This is a genomic window from Sphingobium sp. MI1205, from assembly GCF_001563285.1.
In the GTDB taxonomy this organism is placed as follows: Bacteria; Pseudomonadota; Alphaproteobacteria; order Sphingomonadales; family Sphingomonadaceae; genus Sphingobium.
In genome coordinates this window covers 30,812-54,981 of sequence record NZ_CP005189.1, presented here as the reverse complement: position 1 = coordinate 54,981, position 24,170 = coordinate 30,812, and the positions used below count along the sequence as shown (strand labels likewise).

18 protein-coding genes are annotated in these 24,170 nt (G+C 64.8%); 5 read left to right on the top strand and 13 right to left on the bottom strand.

Annotated features, from left to right (window positions below):
• Positions 1 to 262 precede the first annotated feature (262 nt).
• From K663_RS16730 to K663_RS16695, 8 genes are all read right to left on the bottom strand, one after another.
• Entirely contained in the window at positions 263 to 1,252 is a 990-nt protein-coding gene (locus K663_RS16730) for a ParB/RepB/Spo0J family partition protein (protein WP_062121175.1), read from the bottom strand.
• A 91-nt stretch (positions 1,253 to 1,343) separates the two neighbouring features.
• Positions 1,344 to 2,564 (bottom strand): autotransporter outer membrane beta-barrel domain-containing protein, encoded by a 1,221-nt coding sequence (locus K663_RS16725; protein ID WP_235589595.1) that lies wholly within the window; start codon positions 2,562 to 2,564, stop codon positions 1,344 to 1,346.
• A gap of 52 nt (positions 2,565 to 2,616) precedes the next feature.
• On the bottom strand, positions 2,617 to 3,894 hold the full coding sequence (locus K663_RS16720; protein WP_158511206.1) for an EAL domain-containing protein: 1,278 nt from the start codon (positions 3,892 to 3,894) through the stop codon (positions 2,617 to 2,619).
• A gap of 77 nt (positions 3,895 to 3,971) precedes the next feature.
• Positions 3,972 to 5,372, bottom strand: a complete 1,401-nt coding sequence (locus tag K663_RS16715; protein WP_062121171.1) for a hypothetical protein — start codon at positions 5,370 to 5,372, stop codon at positions 3,972 to 3,974.
• A gap of 330 nt (positions 5,373 to 5,702) precedes the next feature.
• Positions 5,703 to 6,263 carry a 2OG-Fe(II) oxygenase gene (locus K663_RS16710; protein ID WP_062121169.1) on the bottom strand — a complete coding sequence of 187 codons (561 nt, stop codon included), beginning with the start codon at positions 6,261 to 6,263 and terminating at the stop codon, positions 5,703 to 5,705.
• A 36-nt stretch (positions 6,264 to 6,299) separates the two neighbouring features.
• Entirely contained in the window at positions 6,300 to 7,973 is a 1,674-nt protein-coding gene (locus K663_RS16705) for a ShlB/FhaC/HecB family hemolysin secretion/activation protein (RefSeq protein ID WP_062121167.1), read from the bottom strand.
• A 306-nt stretch (positions 7,974 to 8,279) separates the two neighbouring features.
• A complete protein-coding gene (locus tag K663_RS16700; RefSeq protein ID WP_062121165.1) occupies positions 8,280 to 9,023 on the bottom strand; it encodes a metallophosphoesterase family protein in 744 nt (247 codons plus the stop codon).
• Positions 9,007 to 9,780, bottom strand: a complete 774-nt coding sequence (locus K663_RS16695; protein ID WP_062121163.1) for a nucleotidyltransferase — start codon at positions 9,778 to 9,780, stop codon at positions 9,007 to 9,009. The genes K663_RS16700 and K663_RS16695 overlap by 17 nt, the downstream gene beginning before the upstream one ends.
• 107 nt (positions 9,781 to 9,887) lie before the next feature.
• On the opposite strand from K663_RS16695, the gene K663_RS16690 reads away from it, so the two are divergent.
• Positions 9,888 to 10,193: a GIY-YIG nuclease family protein gene (locus K663_RS16690; protein WP_235589594.1), complete on the top strand. Its 306-nt coding sequence runs from the start codon at positions 9,888 to 9,890 to the stop codon at positions 10,191 to 10,193.
• A gap of 178 nt (positions 10,194 to 10,371) precedes the next feature.
• On the opposite strand, the gene K663_RS16685 is transcribed toward K663_RS16690, so the two are convergent.
• Positions 10,372 to 11,343: a tetratricopeptide repeat protein gene (locus K663_RS16685; protein ID WP_443019019.1), complete on the bottom strand. Its 972-nt coding sequence runs from the start codon at positions 11,341 to 11,343 to the stop codon at positions 10,372 to 10,374.
• Positions 11,344 to 11,462: 119 nt separating this feature from the next.
• Here K663_RS16685 and K663_RS16680 point away from each other — a divergent pair, with 119 nt between their 5' ends.
• From K663_RS16680 to K663_RS16665, 4 genes are read left to right on the top strand one after another with little or no spacing between them, the layout of a single operon-like run.
• On the top strand, positions 11,463 to 13,988 hold the full coding sequence (locus tag K663_RS16680; RefSeq protein ID WP_256382210.1) for a cyclic nucleotide-binding domain-containing protein: 2,526 nt from the start codon (positions 11,463 to 11,465) through the stop codon (positions 13,986 to 13,988).
• Entirely contained in the window at positions 13,988 to 14,878 is an 891-nt protein-coding gene (locus tag K663_RS16675; protein ID WP_062121157.1) for a hypothetical protein, read from the top strand. Before K663_RS16680 ends, K663_RS16675 begins: the two co-directional genes overlap by 1 nt.
• Positions 14,879 to 14,886: 8 nt before the next feature.
• Positions 14,887 to 16,686 carry a cytochrome c3 family protein gene (locus K663_RS16670; protein WP_062121155.1) on the top strand — a complete coding sequence of 600 codons (1,800 nt, stop codon included), beginning with the start codon at positions 14,887 to 14,889 and terminating at the stop codon, positions 16,684 to 16,686.
• Positions 16,687 to 16,705: 19 nt separating this feature from the next.
• On the top strand, positions 16,706 to 17,554 hold the full coding sequence (locus K663_RS16665; RefSeq protein ID WP_062121153.1) for a phosphodiesterase: 849 nt from the start codon (positions 16,706 to 16,708) through the stop codon (positions 17,552 to 17,554).
• Positions 17,555 to 17,558: 4 nt separating this feature from the next.
• On the opposite strand, the gene K663_RS16660 is transcribed toward K663_RS16665, so the two are convergent.
• From K663_RS16660 to K663_RS16645, 4 genes are all read right to left on the bottom strand, one after another.
• Positions 17,559 to 17,948 carry a type II toxin-antitoxin system VapC family toxin gene (locus tag K663_RS16660; protein ID WP_062121151.1) on the bottom strand — a complete coding sequence of 130 codons (390 nt, stop codon included), beginning with the start codon at positions 17,946 to 17,948 and terminating at the stop codon, positions 17,559 to 17,561.
• The gene (locus K663_RS16655; protein WP_062121637.1) at positions 17,935 to 18,207 is read right to left on the bottom strand and encodes an AbrB/MazE/SpoVT family DNA-binding domain-containing protein; all 273 of its coding nucleotides are present in this window, start codon (positions 18,205 to 18,207) and stop codon (positions 17,935 to 17,937) included. Before K663_RS16655 ends, K663_RS16660 begins: the two co-directional genes overlap by 14 nt.
• A gap of 135 nt (positions 18,208 to 18,342) precedes the next feature.
• The gene (locus K663_RS16650; protein ID WP_062121150.1) at positions 18,343 to 22,332 is read right to left on the bottom strand and encodes an LVIVD repeat-containing protein; all 3,990 of its coding nucleotides are present in this window, start codon (positions 22,330 to 22,332) and stop codon (positions 18,343 to 18,345) included.
• Positions 22,332 to 24,170 carry a hypothetical protein gene (locus K663_RS16645; RefSeq protein ID WP_062121148.1) on the bottom strand — a complete coding sequence of 613 codons (1,839 nt, stop codon included), beginning with the start codon at positions 24,168 to 24,170 and terminating at the stop codon, positions 22,332 to 22,334. Before K663_RS16645 ends, K663_RS16650 begins: the two co-directional genes overlap by 1 nt.

The following is a 24,170-nucleotide window of genomic DNA, read 5'->3' as shown; positions in this document are numbered from 1 at the left end:
GCGAAGCACCGGGCCGCCCGGTCATCATGGCATGGAATGCGCGCGTCGATCAGGTCGAGCGTCATCCGATGCTGCCAAGTAGCGCCAGGCCCATGCCGGGCGCTACTGGCCCGGCACTTATGCCGCCTGTGTGGAATCGCGCTTGTCGAACGTGACGTGCAGCCCGTCGGTCCGCTTGTGCATGTCTGGGCGCGCCAACGCTGCGCATTGGAGCCAGTCGGCCACGCATGGGCGGCCGGCTTTGCGCATGCGCAACATTGGCCTACGCCCCTGCGCGCGCCATCAATATGGTTTCCCTCAACGTAGCGAACAAGGCGTCCAGATCAGCATCGCTGGCGATGGTGACGTCCAGCATGATGCTGCCTTTCGCCGGCCTTGCCCGGCCAATACGCTCCCCGCCTGCCAGAATCGCGATGTCAGCCATGTCGCGCGGGCGCCGGGCGGCGGCTTCCCGCAGGCGGGACAAGACAGTGGCCGGCGGCAGCATTGATCCTTTCCCGGCGGCGCACTCCTGCTGTTCCTGGCCGATGCGCCGCGCTTCGGCGATCATGTCCGCGCGCTGTTCGGTCCGGCGCAACAGCGGCGTCAGCAGTTCGGAATAGCGAACCTTCAAATCCTCCTTCGTGGCAAAGGCTCCGATCACCTCTTCAGGCAATTGGGCAAGGGCCAGCAGCCGGCTAAGCTGACTATTCGACAATCCCAACGCCTCGGCCATGCGCGATTGAACGCCGCCATAGAAACGGTCCACCGCCTGCTGATAGCTGCGCGCGCGGTCCAGCTCGCAAATATCGGCGCGCTCCCGATTCTCGATGTCGGCAAGGCGAAATGCTTCCTCGTCGGACAGATCGACGATCAGGGCATTGAGGCGCAGTTCGGGCCGCCCATTATGATTGAGCCAGTCGATCGCGAAGCGCCGCCTGCTGCCGACCAGCAACTGATAGGGCTGGTCCGATGCGTCGGGATTGTGCCGCACCAGCACCGGAATGCGATTGCCCCCTTCCGCCGCGATCGACTCGATCAGCGATCGGCAGCTGTCCGGGTTCAATCCGGGCTGGTCGCGCGGATTGCCGTCCCAGACGGCGCATTCGGCAGGCCGGATCAACATCGGCGCGCGGCTGTCGAGCGCGGCCTGGGTAAAGCTGGTCAACCGCTCGTCCAACCGGCTGAGCGCATCCTGTTCCGCGACGGCGGGGCGGGCAGGCGCGCCATCGCGAGACAGGGTCGACAATATGTCCCGGATCAATCCAGCCATCTTCGCCCTTCCTCCATTACCGCCAAAGCCATTAGCGCCAGATCGCATCTTTCGTCCCTGTAACTGGGTCCGTTTCGGTGGAATGCGCCCGTCAGAAGCGGCGGATCAGCGCAAGCGTCGCGGCATGGACCCGCCGGTCGCCTGAAAACTCTCCGCTATAACCGGCCCGCACCGTCATGCGGCTGCTGTGCGTGGCGGTGATGCTCGCGCTGACCAGCCCCGCATCGCGATCCAGCCGCTCTGGCCGCAGCGAGAATATCGGCAGGTCGCCCACCACGAAACGCGCGTCGATCCGGCTGTCGGGCCGCTTGCGCAATTCGCGCTGCCATTGCGCCTCGACAGTGGGGCGCAGCGTCCAGTTGCCGACGTCCACATTGGTCGATGCCCGCGCACCCAGCGCGGCGCGCATCAGCCGGGTGCGATAGCCAGCGACTTCCAGCGCCGCCGCACCGCCGCCTTCGCGCATACCTTCCACATCGGCATGGCGATATTGCAGCCCGGCAAAGGGCTGCACCCGCACCGCCCCTGCGCGCAGCATCGCGCCCCCCTCGCCCGAAGCCGCCCAGCCATCGCCGTCCGCGGCCGCCGTCAGCCGGTCGGAAAAGCCGTTCCACCCGACCTGCCGCCGCAGCTTATATTCCGCGAAATTATAGCCCGCCGTCGCGTCGATGTAGAAGCGGCCATTATGGTAGCTGGCATAGGGGCCGATCTGGCTGTTGAACGCGGTGATGCGCGGACGCTGTGCGGGGTCGAGCCGGGCGTCGATCCCGTCTATGCCCAATGTCGCGCCGACGATCAGGTTCTTGACCGGACTGACGTCGATGGCGAAGCGCAGCGAACGGCTGTCCGATCGCGCCTCGGGCCGGTCGAACCCGGCGTCGTAGCGCGCCTGTTTCAGCCCGCCGGTCAGCATCATGTGGATCGTGCCTTCGCCGCGCACCGGTACGTCCGCAGGCGCATCCATGGCGATGCTGCGCCGCTCGACCAGATAGTGCCGAATCTCCCGGTCGGCGGCGTCCATCGACTGGATCGCGAGGCGCGGGAGCAACGCGTAGCTGCGCGGCGTCAACTGGCCCAGCGCGTCGGCCCGCGCCGTCGCATCGGGCAGCGCGTCGATGCTCGCCAGCATGGCCGCGCGATCTGCGCTCGGCGGCGCGCTGTCCAGCGCCTCGGCCAGCGATGCTTCGCCCGGCGTGCTCGCATAGGGACCATAGGGCGCCGCCGCTGCGGGCTGCGCAACCGCACAGAGAAGGGTGGCGGCGGCCAGCGCCGCGCGCGCGCCGTGCTGAAGATGATGACGAAGGCTGAACACGATAAATACCCCTTTTTACTTTTTTGCGTGCACGCAAAAGCGGCTGAGCCGCCTAGCGTGGGAATGAATGAGCGCGGGCCGAAGGCCGCTGATGCAGCGCGCTGTTGAAGGCCGCGAGCGCGGCGACGCTGTCGCCATATTCGCTATTCAGCCAGCCCCGGCGCAGGCTGGGTCGGCCCAGATGCGACCCCGCGACCCACTCGGCTCCCTCCTCGGCAGCCAGATGCAGGTGCCATGGCGATTCCACGCCATCGACGATCACGGTCGGGCTGATCGTGCGGGCCAGGCCTAGCAGATGACCGATGCGCAGCCGGTTGCGTTCCGATTCATAGGCGGTGTGCATGAACGGACTGTCCAGCTTCACCACTTCGGGGGACAGGGCCATCAACTGCCCGATGGACGCATGGCCCGACCCGAAACGCGCGACCGATATGCGCACCCCCAGCGCCCGCAGCGCGCGCACAAAAGCCAGCGCGTCGCGAAAGCAGGGCATGGCGCTGTTGTCGCCAATCTCCATCACCAGCCGCCGCGCCAGGCGCGGGTCGCGCTTCAACCGGTCCATCAGGCCGGTCCAGCCAGCCCCTTCCCCATGGAGGTTGAGCGACAGGCTTTGCGCTGAAATCGCGACGGACAGGCAGGCAGCCGGATCGCTTTCCAGCTCGCGCGCCACATCCTCTATCATCAGCCGGTCAAGCAGATGGGCAAGGCCCAGCCGCTCCAGCGCGGCATATCCGTCCGCGCAGTCGATCTGCTCGCCTGTGTCGCCCACGCGGCGCAGCGCGGCTTCATAATAGAGGATGGCGCAGCCATCGTCCGGCCGGGACACTGGCCGCCACGTGAAGAAGGTCGCGCCGCGCCTCACCCGTGAAAGCAGGACCGCCGCTTCCTCCATGTCCTTGCGATAAAGCGCCGCGCTTTCGGCGGAGCAGCCGGTAAGCTGACCGGCGGGCAGGCAGGATGCAGCCAGACGCAGCCGCGCCTCATTTTCCTCCGCGCGGCCGACGGGTCCGCCCGCGAACGCATGTCCGGCCGACACCGACAGCAATATGTCCTGATCCTTGTAACGGAACGGCTCGGCAGCCAGCGCGGCGCAAAGCGTATCGACCAGCGACGCGACGGGCATGCACTGCATCAGCGGATAGCCCGCCACCAGTTCGATCTCCTCGCGATCGACGCGACGCAGATCGATGCCGCCCAATTGCCGCTCGGCGCACCGGCAGAGATGGTCGATCGCCCGCCGCGCGGCGTCCGCGCCAAAAGCAGCCTCGATCGCCGGAAAATTGTTGAGGCGGATGACCAGCAAATATTCGGTCTGGTGGATTTTCGTCAAAGTCATCCCTTTCATGGCAGGTCGGTGGGTTCGAGGAGGCGGCGCGCCCGGCCGCCTCCTCTCCCCTTCGGGGCGGCTCAGCGACCCAGCAGGCCTCCCAAAAGGCCGGTGACGGGCGCGGTGGGGCCGGCCCCGCCCGTCGCGGGAGCCAATGCTCCACCCAGCAGCCCGGTGACGGGAGCGAGCAGGGAGCCACCCACCCCGCCGCCGCCCTGGCTACCCCCTGTCGGCAGTGCCGGAGCCGCGCTGTTCACGGCGTCCAGCACCGGCGACACGACGCTATCGACCGTGGAGGTGACGGTCGCCGCGACCGGCGCGACCCCGGCCACGACCTGATCGACCGCCGCGCCGGCCTCGCTGCCCAGCACGCCGCCAACCAGATTGCCGACAGGAGCCAGGCCCGCCTCTACCCCCGCCGCCGTCGTCGGTATGGCGACATCGACGACCGTGCCCTGTGTCAGCACATCGGCGGTCAGCAATTGCCCCTCCGCCGGGGCGGTGCTGGACGACAGCAGGTTGACGCCGACCAGCGTGTCGCTGGTCGAAGGGCCGCTCACCGCTTCGCCGCCGATATTGGCGCCGATCAGCGGCCCGCCAAGAAGCGATCCGGGCGCTCCGCCGTCCCCGCCCAGCGCACCGGTCAGGCCGCCAGCAACCGTTTCGACGATGCCCGTCACCGGCGCCAGCGCACCATTATCGCCCAGCAGCGGCGCGGTGACCGGAGCCAGTGCCCCGTTCACCGTGTCGAGCAGCGGGCCTGTCACCTGATCCAGACCCGACGTGACGGTCGCGACCGTGGGCGCAAGGCCGCCGGTCAGTTGCTCCACCGTACCGCCCACCTGATCGCCGAGCAGCGTTCCGGCAATCGCGGCGACCGGCGCCAGACCCTGCTGCACGCCTTCCGCCGTGGTCGGCAATCCGACCTGCGCCACCGTCCCGTCACCGGTCAGAAGATCGACCGTCGCGAGGTTGCCGGTCGCAGGCGTCGAGCCGGGCAGGACATTGACGCCCACCAGCGATCCGGGACCGGTAGGACCGGAGATCACCTGATCGCCAACGGACACGCCGATCAGCGAGCCAGTCGTGGGACCAGTCGGACCTCCCGGACCAGTCGGGCCTCCGGGGCCTGTCGGTCCAGTGGGACCACCGGGTCCGGTTGGGCCGCCAGGGCCGGTAGGACCACCTGGGCCGGTCGGGCCGCCTGGACCCGTGGGACCACCTGGACCTGTGGGACCAGTCGGGCCGCCAGGGCCGGTCGGGCCATCTGGACCACTCGGACTGCCGGGACCGGTCGGACCTGAGGGACCGGTAGGACCGCCGGGGCCGGATGGACCGGAAGGACCGGATGGCGTCTGCCCTCCGCCCGCGCCGATGTCGAAACCCACGCCGTCGGCGCAGGCACCCAAGAGAAAAAGCGGAATCGCCGTGGCGCACAGCAGCACATGACGACCAGACCGTAGCGGCCCGACTAAGGACATTGAGGAACCTCCCTGTTTCACTGCGAACAGTTCGCAATGGACACAAGGCTAAGCACGCAAAATCCTTACGGCGCGTTCTAAAATAGCCGATCCGGTTATATCGATAGGCATAGGCGGTTCCGGGTCAAAGTCGCATGCGGGAAAGGTCAGTCAGGATACGCAAAAGCCAGCAGCGTGGAACAATATCACGGAATTGACTGACTTTTCCCCGGAAACCGCTCCCGATCAACCCGGCACTTCTGGAAAACGCTCAAGCAAGGCCGGATCAAATAACAATCCAGAACGGTTACATCTTATCCCGCCAGCCGCAGACCCACAGGCCGTCCCACGCTACCGCCAGCGCGGTCCCTCCACCCATGTCACCAGGCTTCTGCGCAGCCCCTTCGTCACCGGCAAGACGCGATGTTGCAGGAAGGACGGAAAGATCAGCAGGCTGCCCCTGGGCGCAAAGGTCGCGCCCGGCTGCGCCACGCAGAAAAATTCGAACGCGCCGCCCTCATAATCCTCCGGTTCGGAAAGCTGCACGACGACCGACAGCTTGCGGTCAAACGGCCGCGCCGATTCCAGCCAGACATCCTGATGCCAGTCATATTTGCCCTGCTGCGTCCCGTGATATTCGGTGAACTGCACCTCATAGGGCGCGACGATATCGACGCCGAAATTGGTCCGGTTCGACGCATGGACGAATTGCATCACGCGTTCGACAATGTCCCTTTCGCGCAAGGGATCGAACCAGCGGATAAGGGACGAGCGATAGGCTTCGTCGCTGCGGCTGCTCGTTTCGAAGCCGACTGTGGCTGATTGGTCAGCGTAAAAGTCCGCGCGCTTGATGATCGCGTCACATTCCACGGCGGTCAGCGCCGATGGCCAGACCTCCCACACATTGTTCATCGCTTTGGCTTTCCTTTGCGTACACGCAAAAATGGGTCAGAAGGCGCGCCCAATCCCGAAAAAGAAGCGCGCCTTGCGGGAATCGCGGCTGTCGATGCGCTTGACGGGCACGGCGACCTCCGCGCTCAAACGCCATTTGGCGCCAATCCCCACACGCACACCGCCGCCCGCCGACGCGAGCGACAGATCCTCCGCAGGCAGCCGGTAAAATGGCCGCGCAACGCCATGCGCCACCGCGCCATCAACATAGGCGAACAGGGCGCTGTTCTGAAAAGGCGGCGCACGTACAGGTGTCCAGCTAAGCTCCGCACTGCCCGCCAGCGCCTGTTCCGCCGTGCGCGTGCCAACCCGGAACGCCATGCCAGCCCCACGCCCGCCCAGCGAGAAACGCTCGGTCACGGGCAGCTTGTCCGCCGAATATTGCCCCTTCGCCGTCAGTTTCAGCGACACGCGCTTCGACAGCGCGCGCACCGCAACGGCTTGCATGTTGACCTTGGTAAAGGCCTTTTCCGAAAAGCCGGTGAAAGCGCGCGCGCCGAATATATCGACACCCCGGCTCACCACCGCCGACAGCGCATGGCCCTGCCGCTGATCGGACTGCGACCATGACGCGCCCAGCCGCACCGCGCGCGATCGGTAATCGCCAAAGCGCACGTCGAGAAAATAATTGCTGCTATCAATGCCATCGAGCGACGCGTTCACGGACAGGTTTGTGCGATTGTTACGGATCACGGCGTGGCTGACCGTCACCCCGGCCAGCGTCGCTTCACCCTCGATCGGCTGATTGCGCTGGCGGCTGTCCACATGGGCGATGTTGGCTAACACTGTCGTGCCGTTACCGCCAATCGGCGTGCTGTGGGCCAGCGAATAAAATTGATAACGATCGGGATAGAAGGGCAGGTAGCCCGCGACTTTCGTGCTGTCCCCTTCCCGCAGCAGCCCGTTGGCCGTCACCGACAGTTGCGCCTGGACGCCGTCAATCACATTGCTGACGCCGCTATTGTCGATCAGCAGGCCGATCTGCACCTGCTTGCGCTTGACGATCAGGTCCAGCACCAGCTCGCCTTCCGCGCCGTTTTGGCGCACGCGCGCATCGACGCTCTGCCCCGGAATGTCGCGCAACAGCGCCAGCGCCCGTTGCAGCACCGATTTGCGAAGCGGCGTGTCGCGCACCACCCGCCGCATCTGCGCATCGATCAGGCGCACGGGCATGCTGGGCGACAGGCCCGCAAGTTGATAATTTGTCACCCGCCCTTCCACGACCCGGACGATCAGCTGCCCGCCCGCCGGCACCTGCGCGGGGATGGACACCGCGTAAAAGGCGATGTCGCTGCGGGCATAGGCGTCGCCCACCGCCTTGGCGACCGCCTGCAACGTCTCGCGCGTCAGCGGCCTTCCGATCAGCGGCGCAACCGCCTTGTCCAGCCGCGCAGCAGGAAGCGATGCGCCCATATAATGCACCCGCGTCAGCGCGACGCCTGCGGCCGGTTCACTCACTGGCTCGACTGTCGGGGGCGGCGATGCCGACGTCGCAGGGGAAGCGGGCGCGATGCGGGGCGTCACGCGATCGGAACGCTCGCGATCGATCACGGGCGCGGAAGCCCCCTCCCCCGGTCCCGCCATTTGCGCCGACGCGGGCGCGCTGGCCAGCAGCAGCCCCGCCGCCGCCACGACCGCCTTCAGCCCCGCCAAAGCCTTGTCGAAAATCATCTGCCCACATGCCGCCCCGCGCCGCAGGATACGGCGCCCAAGAAGCATCAGGCGTAGAACAATCGCCTTGCCATTTACCCGCGAACAAGGACCAGAACGGAGGCTTCCGCCCGATTCCCCGGCCCCGCCAAGCGACAATCGTCACCAGATCGGCGGGATCTGCCTAGGGTGTGTGGGGATTCAGCTCAGGGTGAGGCGAAAATAGTGGATTTTGAGAACCGGCGCGCAGCGTACTTCAGTACGTGAGCACCGGAAGCGCAGAAAACCGCTATTTGCAGCCCGCCATGGGTTGAATCCCCACGCGCCCTAAAGCGCGATCAAGGCGTACGGCCGGTCGAATTTTTCCGACACGACGAACTGCGCGCAGTTGTAGACGGGCACGCCGCGCGGCGTACGCCCTTCAAAAGCGCCACGATGGGCATGGCCGTGAACGGCAAAGCGCACATTGTCGAACCGGTCAATCGCCTCGGCCAGCCGCGAAGAACCCAGGAAAGGATAAATTTCCGGCGGCTCCCCTGCAACCGTATCGACGACGGGCGCATAATGCAGCACCGCGACGCAGCGGTCCGTCCGCAACGACCGCAGCGCATTTTCCAGCTTGCGCGCCTCGTTGATCGCCTCTTCGACGAAGCTCTTGATCCCCTTCTCGCCGAACGCACCCAGTTCGCCCCGACCGAACCCGCCGACAAAGCCCTTCACCCCGGCAAAGCCGACGCCTTTGATTTCAACCGCCTGATCGTCCAGCACCGTGACACCCGCGCCATGCAGGATGCGCACGACTTCCTCTGGCTGGCCGCATTCATAATCATGGTTGCCCAGCACCGCGACCGTGGGAATGGTACAGGCGCGTAAGTCCTCGGCCAATATCTCCGCCTCGCGCGTCTTGCCAAAATTGGTCAGGTCGCCGCACAGCGCCAATATGTCGGCCTTTTCCGAAATCTCCTCGAACATCGCGCGATAGCGATGCTCGGACGTATCGCTGACATGCAGGTCGCCGATCGCGGCGAGCGTCAGCCCGTCATGCCGGGTGGGTTCATTTGTTGCGATCATGGCTCTCCTCAAGGCCCTTGCCGACGACATCGGCGAAGCCCCATTCGGTAATGTCGACCAGATAGTCGCGCGGGGACAGCAACCGCCCCCGGCACACCCGGATATTGGGCACCGGCAGCTCGGCGCGCGTCTGCAACCGCCCCAGCAACTCCTCAAACAGCCACAAGGGCACGCAATGCCGCTCGGTCGGATAGATGAAACGGAAGTTGAGCAAATGGATCAGCAGCAATTCCCAATGCAATTCCATGGAATCGAGCAGCCATTGCCAATTGATCCGCTCATGCTGTTTCAGGATCATGTGGACGACATCCGCGCCGTCATACCGATAGCGATCCTGGATGAAGATCTTGGACAGGATGAACTCTGTGGGCGGCGTGATGCGGACATCAATGCCATAGACTTCGGCATAGACAGCGTCGCGAAACCATTCTTCGGTCACCGGCACGCTGGCCGATGAGATGTTGTAAATCACATCGAAGAAGTTGTTCCCGCGCCAGACCTTGCCGATCCAGCGTTCATCCTCGAACTCGACCTCATGCCCCAGATGCTTGAAGTAGGAAAGGATACGCGGCGCATCGCCCGCCTTGCAGAAGACGTCCAGATCCTTGGTCGGCCGCACGATCCCGGTATGGCAACCCAGCGCATAGGTGCCCGACAGCATGAACGGAATGCCCGATTCCACCAGATGCTGAAGGCTTTCGGTATAGAAAGCCACGGAGTCCGGCGGCGGGTCGAAAATTGCGGGGTCTGCGGTCATCAGCAATGCAACGGGCGAGGGTTGCGGGTGTTCCGTGCAGCTGCTCCGCCTCCATCCTCAGGCGAGCCGCCACCCCCGTTCGTCCTGAGCTTGTCGAAGGATGCGCGATGACGATAGCAAGGCGCATGCCCTTTCACGCCTATCTGCTCCGCTGTAGCGACGGCTCTTTCTATGCTGGCCACACCGAGGAACTGGAGCATCGCCTCGCCCAACATTCCAGCGGCGCTCTTGGCGGCTATACCGCATCCCGCAGACCCGTGACGCTGGTGTGGACGGACAGCTTTGACAGCAGGGACGAGGCGCTCGCCGCCGAACGCCGGATCGAGGGTTGGAGCCGGGCAAAGAAAATCGCGTTGATCGAAGGCGATTGGGAAAAGATCAGGCTTCTGGCGCGCAATCGGCAGGACCGGTGAGCTGCCGAGAGGGCAGTGTGCGTCCTTCGACAGGCTCAGGACGAACGGGGATAGTGTAAGCGCGCTTTCGCACCGGGTTCGGGTTCGGCCTTGCTAAACAGCCTCCACCTTTCCGCGCGGGCCTCATGCAACATCCTTTCGTCCTGAGCCTGTCGAAGGACGCGCGCAACGCTAACCTTCACACCCCCGGCACCCCCAGCACCCGCGCCTCATCCCGCAACCTTGCGCTCTGCCCCGGATTGGCCTTGCGTGCCGCCTCCAGCGCCGCCTGCGCCTTCGCCGTTTCGCCCAGCGTCATGCGGCTGCGCATCAGCATGATCCAGCCATCGACATTGGCCGGATCGGCCTTCAGCTTCGCCTCCAATCCCGACACCATGCCCTCGATCATCGCGTCCTGCTGCCCCTTGGGAAGCTGCGCCGCCGCCTGCATCTGTTCCCGGCTCGGCCCCGGAATGGCCGCCGTCGCCACCGATCCCCCTAGCGGCGACCCCATATCGGGATGCGGCGCGGCGGGCTTTATCGCGGCCAGCCGGCCCTTCACATCAATGCCGTTGATCTTCCCCACCTGCTCGATCGTGCGCCGCAGGTCCGCTTCCCACGGCGCGCCGGAAGGCGTGTCGGCCAGCAGCGCCAGCCAGTCGCGGATCGCGCCTTCATGATCCTGCGCCAGATCTTTCCGCACCGCCTGGAAATAGCGGGCGCGCGGTTCCTTGGGGTCGATCTTCACAGCCTTGTCGAACGCCTCCGCCGCTTCCCTGGGCATCGGATCACGCTCGCTCGCCATCACCACCGCTTCGCCCAGCGATGACCAGAAGGTCGCATTGTCCGGGGCCAGCTTCACCGCGCGGCGATAGGCCCGCACCGCATCGGCATGCCGTCCGTTTTCGAAATAGGCCCAGCCCAGCATCTGCCAGCCCTCGGCGTCATCGGGATTGGACCCCACCCGGTCCTGCAATCCACGGATCACCGCTTCCGGGTCGGACGGCTGCTGCGCGGCAGGGGCGAAGGGCGCGGATGCCGCCGTCTTTTCCGGCCGGTCGCGCCAGACATTATAGCCCACCGACACCAGCGCCAGCGCAGCCGCCCCCACCAGCGCAACCCGTCCCACGCTCAGCTTCGCCGCCACATCATTCCCCCAATCAATAACCATCTGCTCTCTAGCGCCGCCTCATGAAATTGATAGAGTGCCCAAAGGCTTGATCCGCAGGCCATTACACGGCAGGGGCATGGCCGGGGCTGCGGGTGATCTCGCAAGAGGGGGATAGTTAAGTGACTGACCGCGTGCGTATCGCGATCGTCGGGTCGGGACCGGCGGGGATGAGCGCGGCCGCGCGCGCGGCGCAGCTTGGCATTCCCCATTTGCTGATCGAAAAGACGGACCATCTGTCCGACACGATCTTCAAATATCAAAAGGGCAAGCATGTGATGGCGACGCCCAGCCAGCTCGTGCTCCGTTCCGATTTCGATTTCGACGCTGGCAAGCGCGAAGCGATCCTGGGTCGCTGGAACGAGCAGGCCGCCGCGCAAGGCATCGCCGTCGCCTATAATGCAGAGGTGAAGGCGATCACCGGCACCGGCGATCCCATTCCCGGCAGCATCCAGAAGATCGTCGAGCGCAAGCGCGACGGGACCACCGACACCAAGGAAATCCAGCGTCTCGCCCCGCCCTACCGCCTCACCCTGACCGATGGGCGCGAGATTATCGCCGACGCCGTCATTATGGCGATCGGCACGCAGGGCAATCCCAACCTGATGCGCGTGCCCGGCGGGGACTTGCCCCATGTCCAGTATCAGCTGGACGACCCGGCCGAATATAATGACGAACATATCTTCGTCGTCGGCACCGGTGACGCGGGCATCGAAAACGCCATGGGTCTTGCGGCGGACGAGGCGCAGGGCAATGTCGTCACCATCCTCAACCGCTCCACCGAGTTCGCCAGCGCCAAGCCCGCCAACGTCAAGGGGCTGATGGCCGCCGCCGAAGCCGGTCGCCTCAACATCATGACCGAAAGCACCACGGCAAAGATCGAGCCGGGCTTCATCACGCTCGACAGCCGCGATGGCGAGGTAAAGATGAAATGCGACCGCATCATCGCGCGCATGGGGTCCGCCCCGCCGCGCGGCTTCGTCGAAGGCTGCGGCATCGAATTTACCAGCAACGACCGCCTCGCCTTCCCGAAGCTCTCGCCCGTGTTCGAAAGCACCGCGCCCGGCATCTTCGTCATCGGCGCGCTGGCGGGCTATCCGCTCATCAAGCATTGCATGAACCAGGGCTATGACGTCGTTGAATATATCAACGGCAATCGCGACCTGAAGCCCGCCGACGAACCCATCCTGGCCGCCAAATTCGCCGCCCTGCCGGAAAAGCGCGACGTCGCCGAGTGGCTGGAATTCCTGCGCACCAACGTCTCCATATTGGAGGGCCTCTCCCCGCTCCAGATGCGCGAATTCATGCTGGACAGCGAAGTGCGCGCCTATCGCGCCGGGGACGTCATCTTCGAAAAGCATGACTCCGGCTCCTCCCTGTTCGGCATCGCGCAGGGGCAGGCGCTGGTGGAGGTCGCCCCGGAAACCAACGTGTCCATCGACGCCGGGTCCATCTTCGGCGAAGTCGGCCTCATCTCCGGCCGCCGCCGTGGCTCGACCGTGCGCGCGGGCACGGACTCGATCATGGTGGAAGTGTCGCGCACCGCGGCATTGAAGCTCATGTCGTCCAACCCGCCGGCCAAGCGCGCCATCACCCGCATCTCGACCGAGCGGCAACTGCTCCAGATGTTCGGTTCAGGGCTGACCCCGGCCGACCTCGCCGAAGTGCTCGACAGCGCCGAAATCAAGACGGTGAAGGCTGGCGAAGCGATCCTGAACGAAGGCGACCTTGGCACCGACATCTATGTCATCCGCGTCGGCTCCATGATCGTGGAAAAGAAGATCGGCGGCAAAAACGTCTTTCTTTCCTACCTCCCCGCCGGTTCCTATGTCGGCGAAATGGCGCTGATCGCAGGCGGCCCGCGCACCGCCACGGTCAAGGCGACGGTCAAGTCCGAAGTCATCAAGCTGAACGGCGGCGCCTTCGCGCGCCTGATGGCCGCCAAACCCGCCTTGCTCGAACGCGCCCGCCGCGACATGGCCGCGCGGCAGGACGTCAACGCCTTCATCGAAAGCCGCAAGGACAGCTTCTCCACCGTCGTCGATATGTATAGCGAAACGGCCAAGTTCCTGGTCGACAACGGCATCGGCGAAGCGACCGACGTTCTCCTGATCGACGAGCATCTGTGTGTGGGCTGCGACAATTGCGAAAAGGCGTGCGCCGACAGTCATGAAGGACTGTCCCGCCTCGACCGGGAAGCCGGGCGCACCTACGCGCACCTCCATGTGCCGACCAGCTGCCGCCATTGCGAACATCCGCACTGCATGGCCGACTGCCCGCCCAACGCCATCCATCGCGGCCCGGATGGCGAAGTCTTCATCGACGAAACCTGCATCGGCTGCGGCAATTGCCAGCGCAACTGCCCCTATGGCGTGATCCGCATGGACAGCGTGCCGCCGAAAAAGCCGAGCCTCCTGAACTGGATGTTCTTTGGCGCAGGCCCCGGCCCCGGCGAGCCATCGAAGAAATGGAGCTACAAAAACGCCAAGCCCGGCGTTGAAAAGCCGAAAAAGGCGATCAAGTGCGACATGTGTTCCGGCATTGACGGCGGCCCCGCCTGCGTGCGCGCCTGCCCCACCGGCGCGGCGATCCGCGTGTCGCCCGAAGATTTCCTGACTGTCGCCCGCCTCGATCGGGAGGCGAATTGATGGCGACCCGAGCATCTGGCCGCGCTGCTGCCCAGCCCCGCCGCGCCAAGGGCGAGGTGCTGCATGACGGCTTCCTGCGCCACGCAAATTTCCGCTGGCTCAAGATCGCGACGATCATCTGCCTTATCTCCATCGCCAGCTATCTGTTGATCGACGTCACGCCGCGCCACAATGGCGGCAGCTGGTATGGCTATGTCATGGGCACGATCGGCGTCGCGCTCATCCTCTGGCTTACCCTGCTGGGCCTGCGAAAACGGGCCATGACGCGCGGCCGCTGGTCGCTGAAAGCCTGGACCAGCGCCCATGTCTATCTGGGCCTCAGCCTGATCGTCATCGGCACGCTGCATACCGGCTTCCAGTTGGGCTGGAACGTCCACACGCTCGCCTATGCGCTGATGATGCTGGTCATTCTTTCGGGCCTGTTCGGCATCATCGTCTATGCGACGCTCCCCACCGCGCTCAGCAACAACCGCGCGGAAATGACGCAGGTGCAAATGCTCGAAGCCATCCGCGCCATTGACCGCCAGTTGCATGACACCGCCCAGCCCCTGCCCCACGATCAGGCCGCGCTGGTGCGCCAGTCGCTGGAGGATGATCCCTTCGGCGGCGGCCTGCTCGCCAGGCTATCGGGCCGCTACCCGCGCTGCGCCACCGCCCGCGCGCAGGCCGGCCTGCGGCACTGGACCGCCGACCATCCCGACACCGGAAACCAGCCGCTGGAAAAGGTCGATGCCCTGCTTGAGCGCAAGCAGGCCATGCTCGCCCGGCTTCGCCGTCACCTGAAGCTCAAGGCGCTGCTGGAAATCTGGCTCTACATCCATGTGCCCGCCACCTTCGCCCTGCTGGCCGCGCTGACCGCGCATATCGTCAGCGTCTTTTTCTACTGGTGAGCGCGACCATGAGCTTCCAAGTCCGCCAGATCAGCCTGACCGCAGATGGCCGCGAGATCGTCCGCTCCGCCACGCTGGCCAAGCCGCAGCTCTCGCTGGGCCGCGCGTCGGAAAATGACATCCATCTGCCCGACCTCGCGCTGGAGCCGGACCACGCCCGCATCGAGCGGATCGACGACCGCACCATCCGCGTCCGCGCCACGGGCACGCTCGGCTTCGACCTTGAAGGCCGCACCACGCGCGACGCGGAAATCGACATCGCCAAGGGCGCGGAACTGCGCTTGGGCGGCCACCGCCTCACCGTGTCGCGCGACGATGATGGCGCTGCCATCCTCACCATCCGCCGCGTCGATGCCGTGTCGGACGCGTCCGAGGAAAAGGAGGAGGCAAAGGTCTTTTCCCTGCGCGGCTATCTTCCCGGCAAGCGCCTGACCGCCTGGGGCCTCGCGCTCGCGATCCTCATCGGCTTCCTCGCCATCCCGATCTACAGCTACGCCAGCCGCCCCGCCACCGACACGCGCAACATCTACAGCGTGAAGGGGGATGGGGCATGGTCCTCCGGTCCGCTCAGCCAGGCGCATCACGCGCTGGAGGGCAAGTGCGAGACATGCCATGAAAAGGCGTTCGTCTCCGTCCGCGACACCGCCTGCCAGACCTGCCACACATCGGTCCACGACCACGCCCCCGCTGCCCGCATCGCCATGGCGCGCGCGGAACCGGGCATGGGCGGCCAGTTCCTGAACCTCGTCGCCACGACCTTTGGCAAGCCGCCGCAGGGCGCGTGCGTCGATTGCCATAGCGAACATGAAGGCGCAGGGCCTATGCAGCCCACGCCACAGGCCTTCTGCACCGATTGCCACGGCACGCTCAAGGATCGGCTGAAGGACACGAAGCTCGCCGACGCCAGCGACTTCGGCACTGCGCACCCGCAATTTTCCGCGCTCGTCCAGTATAACCCCGGCAAGCAGCCCAGCTTCACCCGCGCCTCCCTCGACGCCAGGCCGAAGGACGACAGCGGCCTCAAATTCCCGCACGACGTCCACCTGTCAAAGACCGGCGGCGTCGCCCGCATGGCGCGCACGTTGAAGGCGCAGAACGGCTATGGCGACGCGCTCGCCTGCAAGGATTGCCACCGCCCTACCGCCGACGGCGTGCGCTTCCTGCCCGTCGATATGGAGCGCGACTGCCAGTCCTGCCACAGCCTCGCCTTCGAAACGATCGGCGGCACCGTCCGCACGCTGCGCCACGGCCAGCCCGAACAGGTGATCGCGGACCTGCGCGCCTATTACCGCTCGACCGGCCCGGCCCAGCCGATCGCGCTTGGCGGCATGGCCCGCCGCCGCCCCGGCGACTATGCGCAGGGCCGCATGTACCACGCCTATTTCGGCGCCGCCGCCGCCCGCCCCTCCCGCGCCGACGACGCCATCCGCGCCGTCTTTTCCAAGGGCGGCGCCTGCTATGATTGCCACACGGTCACGAACGATGGCACGCGCTGGCAGGTGACGCCGGTGAAACAATCGATGCGCTACATGATGAACGGCTGGTTCGATCATAAGGCCCACGCCACCGAAACCTGCGAAAGCTGCCACGCCGCGCCAAAGTCGCACGACGCGCGCCAGCTGTTGTTGCCCGGCATCGACAGTTGCCGCACCTGCCATGGCGGCCAGCAGTCAAAGGCCGACGTGCCCTCCGGCTGCACCATGTGTCACAGCTATCATATCGGCGACGGCGCGCCATGGACGCCCGCCGATCGCGCAGTCAGAAAAGACCAGGCGGACCGGCCACGACGCATCGGCCGCGACGGGTGAAGAAGGGGAGCGCAACGGGATGCTGATCGCACAGGTCACGGACATTCATCTGGGTTTCGACCCCGGCAACCCCGGGGAGCTGAACCGCCAGCGGCTCGACCAGGTGCTGCGCGCCCTGATCGACGGTCCCAACCGCCCCGACCTGTTGCTCGCGACCGGCGACATTACCGACCATGGCGACGGCGACAGCTATCGCGCCCTGGCGGAAGCCTTCGCGCAATGCCCCTTCCCGGTCTGGCCCGCCATGGGCAATCACGACGACCGCGCCAATTTCGCCGCGCACTTCCCGCATGTGCCGCAGGAAGGCGGCTTCGTTCACTATGTCGTCCCGCTGCCGGGCCGCCGCATCATCGTACTCGACACGCTGGAACCCGGCCGCCACGGCGGCGCCTTCTGCGAAGCCCGCGCAGCGTGGCTGACCGCCCGGCTCGATGAGGATGCCGACACCCCCACCCTCATCGTCATGCACCACCCCCCGGTCGAAGTCGGCATCGACTGGATGAACACCCATCCCGACGAACCATGGGTCCAGCGTTTCAGCGCCACCATAGCAAACCGCCCCAACATCACCGCGCTCGTCTGCGGCCACCTCCACCGCACGATCACCGCGCCGTGGAAGGGCACGACCGTCGCCATCTGCTCCTCCACCGCGCCGCAACTCGCCCTCGACCTGCGCCCGATGGACCCGGAAGCCCCTGACAACCGCCCCATGATAATCGCCGACGCCCCCGCCTATGCCCTCCACCGCTGGACGGACGCTGGCCTCGTCACCCATTTCGAAACGGCGGGCGAACCCGCAACGCTGGCGAAGTTCGATGCGGGCATGCAGCCGCTGGTGCAGATGTTGATGGCCGAACGGCCGGAATAGTCGGTCAGGGAAGAGCGACCGGAATCACGCCGGGTTTCGACGCGCGTTTGGCAAACTTACGGTCGAATGTCAGAAACACGCTGCAATGCCCCGCACCCGCCAGATGAAGGGCATCGGCAAAATCCATGCCGTCCTCCATCCACTCCAGCGCAGACGCCAGCCGGGCCGGTTGCTCGACCGAGACGCCGGGCAAGCCTGCAACGCCACGGATTGCGGCAGCGATGTGCGAGGCCTGAAACCCATAGCCCGCGCGAAGCACCCATTCGGTTTCCAGCATGACCGTGATCGGAATAAAAATGTCACCGCCTTCCACGACCCGCCGCGCCGCCTGAGCCTGTTTCGGATCGTCGGCGGTCAGCAATCTGACGACAATGTTGGTGTCAATCCCGCGCACGCCGCGTCGCTTCCCGATCGATGACAGCATTCATCTCATCGACCGACAGAGCAGGCCCGCTCGGCCGGAGCGAACCGAAAACCGCGTCAACATCGGTCGGCGCGAAGATCGGCATGGGCTTTAGCAGAACGCCCTCGGCGGTTTCCTCGACGATCAGCTTCGTACCGGCTTCCCAATGAAGCTGGTCCCGGATCGACTTGGGCAAGATAACCTGCCCCTTGGTCGATACGGTGGTCGTAATCCGGTCATGAACGCCCATGGCCTGCTCCATTGGTAAGACGCAGGTAAGATAGCATCATGCCCGACTAAGGCAAGCGACCATGTGCTCATGCTCTGTAGAGCGCAACCATGGCCGAAATGGTCAGGTCACACGCGGGGCACGGCTATCCCCCCCTCACCGCAACAAAGGCGGCCGCCACGCCTTCATATCAACCTCGTCGCTCACCTTGTACGGCACGCCCTTCGCGTTCAGGAACAATCGCTCCATCTCGCTCCGGGTAAACGGCCGCGATCCGATCCGTCCGAATACCGCGATCTGCCCGCCGGTCTCATCCACCGCGCGGTCGCGGTCGAGGCCCTTGGACATTGCCACCGCAGGCGTCGGCGTGCGCGCCCAGGCGATCAGTTCGGGCTTTGGCGCGGGCGAGAAGCCGTAGAAATTGGGCTGGCTGGCGGGACTGGTCAGCTGGACCACCTTCATGCCGTTCCGCCCGTCCGCGACATAGGCGAAGAGCGACGCGTTGGTCGTGCCGACGATCACATCCTCGGCATCGGTCATCTGCCCGTCGAACGTCTCCTTGGCATAGACGCTTGGCCGCAGCGGATTGGTGATGTTGACGATGACCAGCCCCTCCGCCTTCGCCGCGACATAGGCATAGGTGCGGGCCAGATAGATGCGTCGCGCATCGGCGAGCGGCACCGTGGCGGATGGCACCGCGACAGGATCAGTCAGCCGGGTGACGTCGAACAGCTTCAGCCCTTCCGCATCCGTAACCCACAGATAGCGGAACTGGATCGCGCTCGCCCGCGCGTCCCGCATCGGCCGTACCGCCGCCAGCTTCGGATGCAGCGGATCGGCAAGATCCACCACCACCAGCCCGACGTCGGCGGTGATATAGGCGATCTGCCCCGCCAGATGGATATGCCGCGCGCCCTTCAGCACGCCATCGGGATTCCAGGTGACGGCGCGTTTCAGGAAATTGTTGCGGAACTCGCCATCGGCCATGGTCTCGATATTGACCATGATCAGCCCTTCGACGCTGTCCGTCACCGCCGCATAGCTGTAGATCGGCAGAAATGGCTGCTCCTGGTTGATCTCCCGCAATTCGGGCGTGCTGCGCAGCGGGTTGATGGGCTGGTTCGTCGGCAGCGCCATGCAGGTCGCATTCTTCGTCGCCACGCCGCTATTATGTCCGAGCTTTGAAAACGGCCCGCTCAATATCGGTTCGGAAAAGCCCTTGTTGCCGATGGACGCGACGTCATAGACGCGGAAGCCGCCCTTTCCTTCGGCCACATACATATATTCGCCGCGCAGTTGCAGGCATCCGACACGGCCAGCCGTGCCCTTCACGACATTGCGGAATTCCTCGATCGCCCGGCTCTCGCCAGAGCCTTTCTTGTCGAAATATTTGCCGCGAACCCAATTCTTCAATTCGCGCTTGTTCTGATCGACATGCAGCTTCCAATAATCGGGATAGGCATATTTCTGCAGATAGCTGCCGATCACCGCCTGCGGTTCATCCCATTCGGTGACGCGGATCGCTTCGAACCCGCCTTCAAGTCCCGTCCAGGCGTTCAGCCCGACGAAGTTGACGAAGTTCGTGCCCAGCAACAGCAATTGCGACATGATCGCATTATTGTCGTCCTTCTCCGACAGGTGGCAATCGGAACAGGTTTTCGTCTCTGTCTTGCGCACCGTATGCGGGAAATGCGGCGCGAACGCCTGGCTTGAAAAGCCGATGCCCGACACCGGCGGCTGCTGGATATAGATGCGCTCGCGGTTGATGTTGGTGGACGACAGCACCAGCGCCGACGTCGATCGCACCGGGGCATAGATATTGCCCTTGGTCGTCTGGTGCTTGCCCAGCTGGAACATCTCGTCCCGCGCGACCTGCGGGTTATAGGTGGCGAAGTTGCGCGTCTCCTCGCCCTCATAATGGTGCAGCGACGTTTTCCAGTTCGCCTCGATCGGCAGGTGGCAACCGCCGCAACTCGTCGTCCAGCTCAGGTGACAGGTGAAGCAGGCCATATTCTCGTCATTATGCGCCCGGTCTTCCTTCGCGACGCCGGGGCCAAAGGAGAAACTGCCATCCTCCGCGCCCGACCGGCTCATCAGCTTGGCGCGCGCCGCCTTCGCATTGAAATGCGGGCTGGTCGCGTCCACCGCATCCTTGACCAGCGACACTTCCCATTCCAGCTTCGGATCAACGATGGACCGCTGGATCAGCTTGCGCCGCCCGCTCGCGTCATAAAACCATTCGAACCGCCGCTTGCCATCCGGGTTGCGCAGCAGCGCCAGATTGTTGCCCTTGGGCGGCGCGGCGGGGCCGGACGTCAGCAGCGTCGGATAGGCGTCCGCCGTCCCGTGGCAATCCTTGCACCCGATCTCGATGGCGTTCGCCACCTCGCCATAGATGAAGCCATTACCATGACTGTCCTGCGCGAAGTGACAATCGGCGCATTGCAGGCCCTTTTCGGCATGAATGTCCATCATATGGACGCTCTTGCCGGGGTTGACGCCCACGGGCACGAACTTGTCCTCGCCCTTCTTCCGCCATTTCTCCGGGTCGTCATTCGCGACGATCTTGCCATCGGCGTCGAGCAGATTGCCTTCCCGGTCGCGCTTGAACACGCCACGAAAGTTCCAGCCATGGCCGTGATAGTCGGCGAACTGCGTATCCTTCGCCTTGTCGTTCAGGTCATAGACGTTGCGCAGGAAGTCCAGGTCCGACCAGTTGCCCTTCGGCGCTGCCCCTTCGGGATTGCGCTCCAGCGTCTGGTGCGTTTGCGCGGCGGTCGGATATTTCTGCTTTTCCGGCCACATCAGGCCTGCGTCGGACTCATAGTCCCACATGGTGTAGCCAAGATAGCTGTTCAGGAAGATGTTCGGCTGATGCATGTGGCAATTCATGCACTGCGCGGTCGGGATGGCGCGGGTGAACGCATGGCGGATCGGGTGCCCGCTTTCCTTGACCGCGCCGATCGGATGATCCGGCTTGACCTCCTTCCCATGCGCGCCCTTCAACGCGCCGTGGTCGCTATCCTCATGCTGCACCTTGGACGCGATGGTCGGGTCCACCGTCGCGCTCTGCCCGTCGCGGCCATAGGGCGCATAGGTCAGGCTGTGGCGCGGCTCGCGGTCGTTGGCATAGACGACATGGCACCCCGAACAGCCCGAATGGCGATAATCGCCCGGCTGATCATTGGTCCCCATGAACCACATATAGGGGTCGTTGAGCCGCGTCTTGTGCAGGTTCAGCACCGGGATCGCCACGCGCAGGCCCGTGCCCGGCCCGCGACTGGATTGCTTGAGGTCAGGGCGCCCCGGCTCCTCCAGCCGCTGGATCGACCCGGTCGGGTTGGGCAGGCCGATTTCCGGGAACTGCGTCGCGATATTGCGCCCGCCGCGCTCGAACACGCGGAACACGTCGCCCGGCGGCGTCACCTGCCAGTTGGGCAGCGGATAGAGTTCCGCCAGCGCCCCGCGCGCCTTCTGCTCCGCAGTCAGCGTACCGGGGGGCGATCCGGGCGACACGATCTTCGCGGGCTTGCCATCGCGGGTATAGGCCTCGCCGAATATGTAATTCTTGTACGGCACGACGCCATTATTATAGGCCGCCCCGCCCCACAGCATCGCGCCCGACGCCATCAGCGACCGTTCCGCCGCCTCGATCGTCTGCATATGGCATGATCCGCACGCCTCGCGCGCCACGCGATAGTCGCTGGGGTTGACGAAGCGCACGAACTCCGGCGCTTCCCGGTTCAGCAGCGTGTAGGTCCGCTTGGGGTTGGCGGACGAAGGATAATGCCAGCTTTCGGGATAGCGAGGCAGCACATGCGCCTTGTCCCGCGCCGCGACATAGGCCGGATCGTCGAAACCATGGGAAGGATCGCCGCGCACCGCCGCATCGCCGCCATGGCAATCGACGCAGCCCAGCATGACCGCCGGGGTCGCATGCATGGACGGCTCGTCCGTCTTGGTATGGCAGCTGTAGCAACCGTCCGATTTCGCCGCGACCTGTTCCGCCGTCTGGCTCATCGGCGCGGGGGGCGTCACCGCATAGACGCGCTCGACCGGCTTTTCCGCGTCCGACGCGTGCAGGATGACCACCGGCACGGTCAAAGCGGCAAGGATCAGCAACAGAAAGGCGAAAAGCGGGCGCATCAATAACTCAAAATCAAATTGCCGAGCACGGAATAATAGTTCCGGTTGCGCTCGCTATTGGTGAAAAGGTCGCGAAAGCCCGCGCCCGGCAGCAGCGTCGCGCCCGACAGGCGGAACACGATATTCTGCGTAGCATGCGGCCGCCAGATCGCGGCGGTGGACAGATCCCATCCGATCGACTTGGGAATGCTCCCTTCGTTGCGCAGCGCCTGCAAGGTGGCGGTATTTTCAAACCACAGATGGTTGGCGTTGGCCGAAAGCCGCAATTCGGGCAGCACATCGAAATCCGCGCCCGCGCCCAGCAGCATGGTGCCCGGATTGTTGAAGTTCGACTGCCCCTGCTCCTTCGACGAGCGCAGCGAATTCAATATGCCGTTGCGGCCATTGATGCCGATCGCGCGCCCACCGCCCGCAAAAGGGATGGTCTGCCTGATCCAGTAGCTTGTGTCCGCACCGGCAAAGACCGGATTTTCAAAGATCGCATCGAACCCGGTCTCGCGATCGTCATAAGGATCGCCATCGCCGCTTGCATACAGCCCCGACAGCCGGAACCGCACCCAATCCTTGTCGATGCTCGCTTCCGCCGCCGCGAAGAAAGCCCTGATCTGCGCAGGCTCGGATGTGAAGAAGCTGTTCCTGTCCTCCCCCAGCGCGCCATAGGCCGACGCCGTCAGGTTGAGCCGCCCGACCCGCCCATCGGCATTGTAGCCCAGATACACGACATCATAATCCCGCCCGCGCAGGTCGCCCAGCAGTGCGGGCCGCACCGGAAAGCCGTTATCGTCAACCTCGATCCGCCCGGCCTCGCGGTTCATATTATAGACGGCGGTAATCTGGCTGGTCAGGCCCGGAATCAGGAAATCCTGCCGATACAGGTTCGCCAGAAACACCCAGTCCCGACGCGGCGTCTGCACCACCGAATTAAGGCCGCTGTTCGTGTCCTTCTCCAGCCGCCAGAAAGCCGCGAGGTTGAACTGGAACCGGTTATTGTCGCGATTGCCGAACAGGCGGATGCCCAGCTGCTGGTCGTTGAACAGGAAGCCGCGAAAATCCGACTGAAATGGCTGTACCCCCACGCGGATCGACCGGAAGTCATAGCGATCCGATGTGTTCGCCAGATGATAGTCGACGAACAATTCCTGCACGCCCAGAAAATGGTCGGTGCGGCGCGACGGCCGGGACGGCTCGACGAACAGCACGCGCCGTTCGGGCACATTCACATGATTGATATTATAGGCCAGCGTCAGCCGATATTCGATGTCCGGCGGCTTGAACGCGGTCGATCCCTTGATCAGCGCAAAACCGCCGATGAAGGTCTGGCTCAGCACATAGCTGGCATCCTTGCCGAACACATCGATGCTGCCGGGCCGCTCGGTCGTCTGCACGCCCACGGGGATGGGAAAGGTGCGCGGCTCGATCACCGTGTCGCTCACCGCATTGGCGACGAAGAACCAGTCGTCGCCCTTGATCGGCAACCACTTCACCTTGTCGCGGTTGATCGGCCGGTCGCCCTTCAGCGTGTTCTGGTTATAGGGGTCGAACCAGCGTTCCTTCACCACGCCCAGCGATTCAATCAGCCGCCAGCGGTCGGGGATCGGCACCTGATCGACCGGAAAGGCCTCTGGCGGCGGCGCACGCACCGCGCCCGGATTGTCCTGTGTCACCGCATCCGGCAGCGGCGCTTCATAACCGGGACGGCGGCGGCCATCGATCAACTGCTCGTCCGCGCCAACTTCCGGCGCGTTCAATATCTCCTCCCAATTGTCGGGCGGAGGCGGCGGCACAGGCTCTCCAGGCTGCGCCAGCGCAAAAAGCGGCAGGAAAGCGGCGATCCCCAT

Coding starts and splice junctions, on each gene's coding strand:
- K663_RS16650 (WP_062121150.1), bottom strand. CDS start 22,332: ATGCGCCCGCTTTTCGCCTTTCTGTTGCTGATCCTTGCCGCTTTGACC.
- K663_RS16700 (WP_062121165.1), bottom strand. CDS start 9,023: ATGATCGCAACAAATGAACCCACCCGGCATGACGGGCTGACGCTCGCC.
- K663_RS16655 (WP_062121637.1), bottom strand. CDS start 18,207: ATGGGCGTTCATGACCGGATTACGACCACCGTATCGACCAAGGGGCAG.
- K663_RS16670 (WP_062121155.1), top strand. CDS start 14,887: ATGAGCTTCCAAGTCCGCCAGATCAGCCTGACCGCAGATGGCCGCGAG.
- K663_RS16695 (WP_062121163.1), bottom strand. CDS start 9,780: ATGACCGCAGACCCCGCAATTTTCGACCCGCCGCCGGACTCCGTGGCT.
- K663_RS16715 (WP_062121171.1), bottom strand. CDS start 5,372: ATGTCCTTAGTCGGGCCGCTACGGTCTGGTCGTCATGTGCTGCTGTGC.
- K663_RS16730 (WP_062121175.1), bottom strand. CDS start 1,252: ATGGCTGGATTGATCCGGGACATATTGTCGACCCTGTCTCGCGATGGC.
- K663_RS16705 (WP_062121167.1), bottom strand. CDS start 7,973: ATGATTTTCGACAAGGCTTTGGCGGGGCTGAAGGCGGTCGTGGCGGCG.
- K663_RS16675 (WP_062121157.1), top strand. CDS start 13,988: ATGGCGACCCGAGCATCTGGCCGCGCTGCTGCCCAGCCCCGCCGCGCC.
- K663_RS16645 (WP_062121148.1), bottom strand. CDS start 24,170: ATGGGGATCGCCGCTTTCCTGCCGCTTTTTGCGCTGGCGCAGCCTGGA.
- K663_RS16665 (WP_062121153.1), top strand. CDS start 16,706: ATGCTGATCGCACAGGTCACGGACATTCATCTGGGTTTCGACCCCGGC.
- K663_RS16690 (WP_235589594.1), top strand. CDS start 9,888: ATGACGATAGCAAGGCGCATGCCCTTTCACGCCTATCTGCTCCGCTGT.
- K663_RS16710 (WP_062121169.1), bottom strand. CDS start 6,263: ATGAACAATGTGTGGGAGGTCTGGCCATCGGCGCTGACCGCCGTGGAA.
- K663_RS16685 (WP_443019019.1), bottom strand. CDS start 11,343: ATGGTTATTGATTGGGGGAATGATGTGGCGGCGAAGCTGAGCGTGGGA.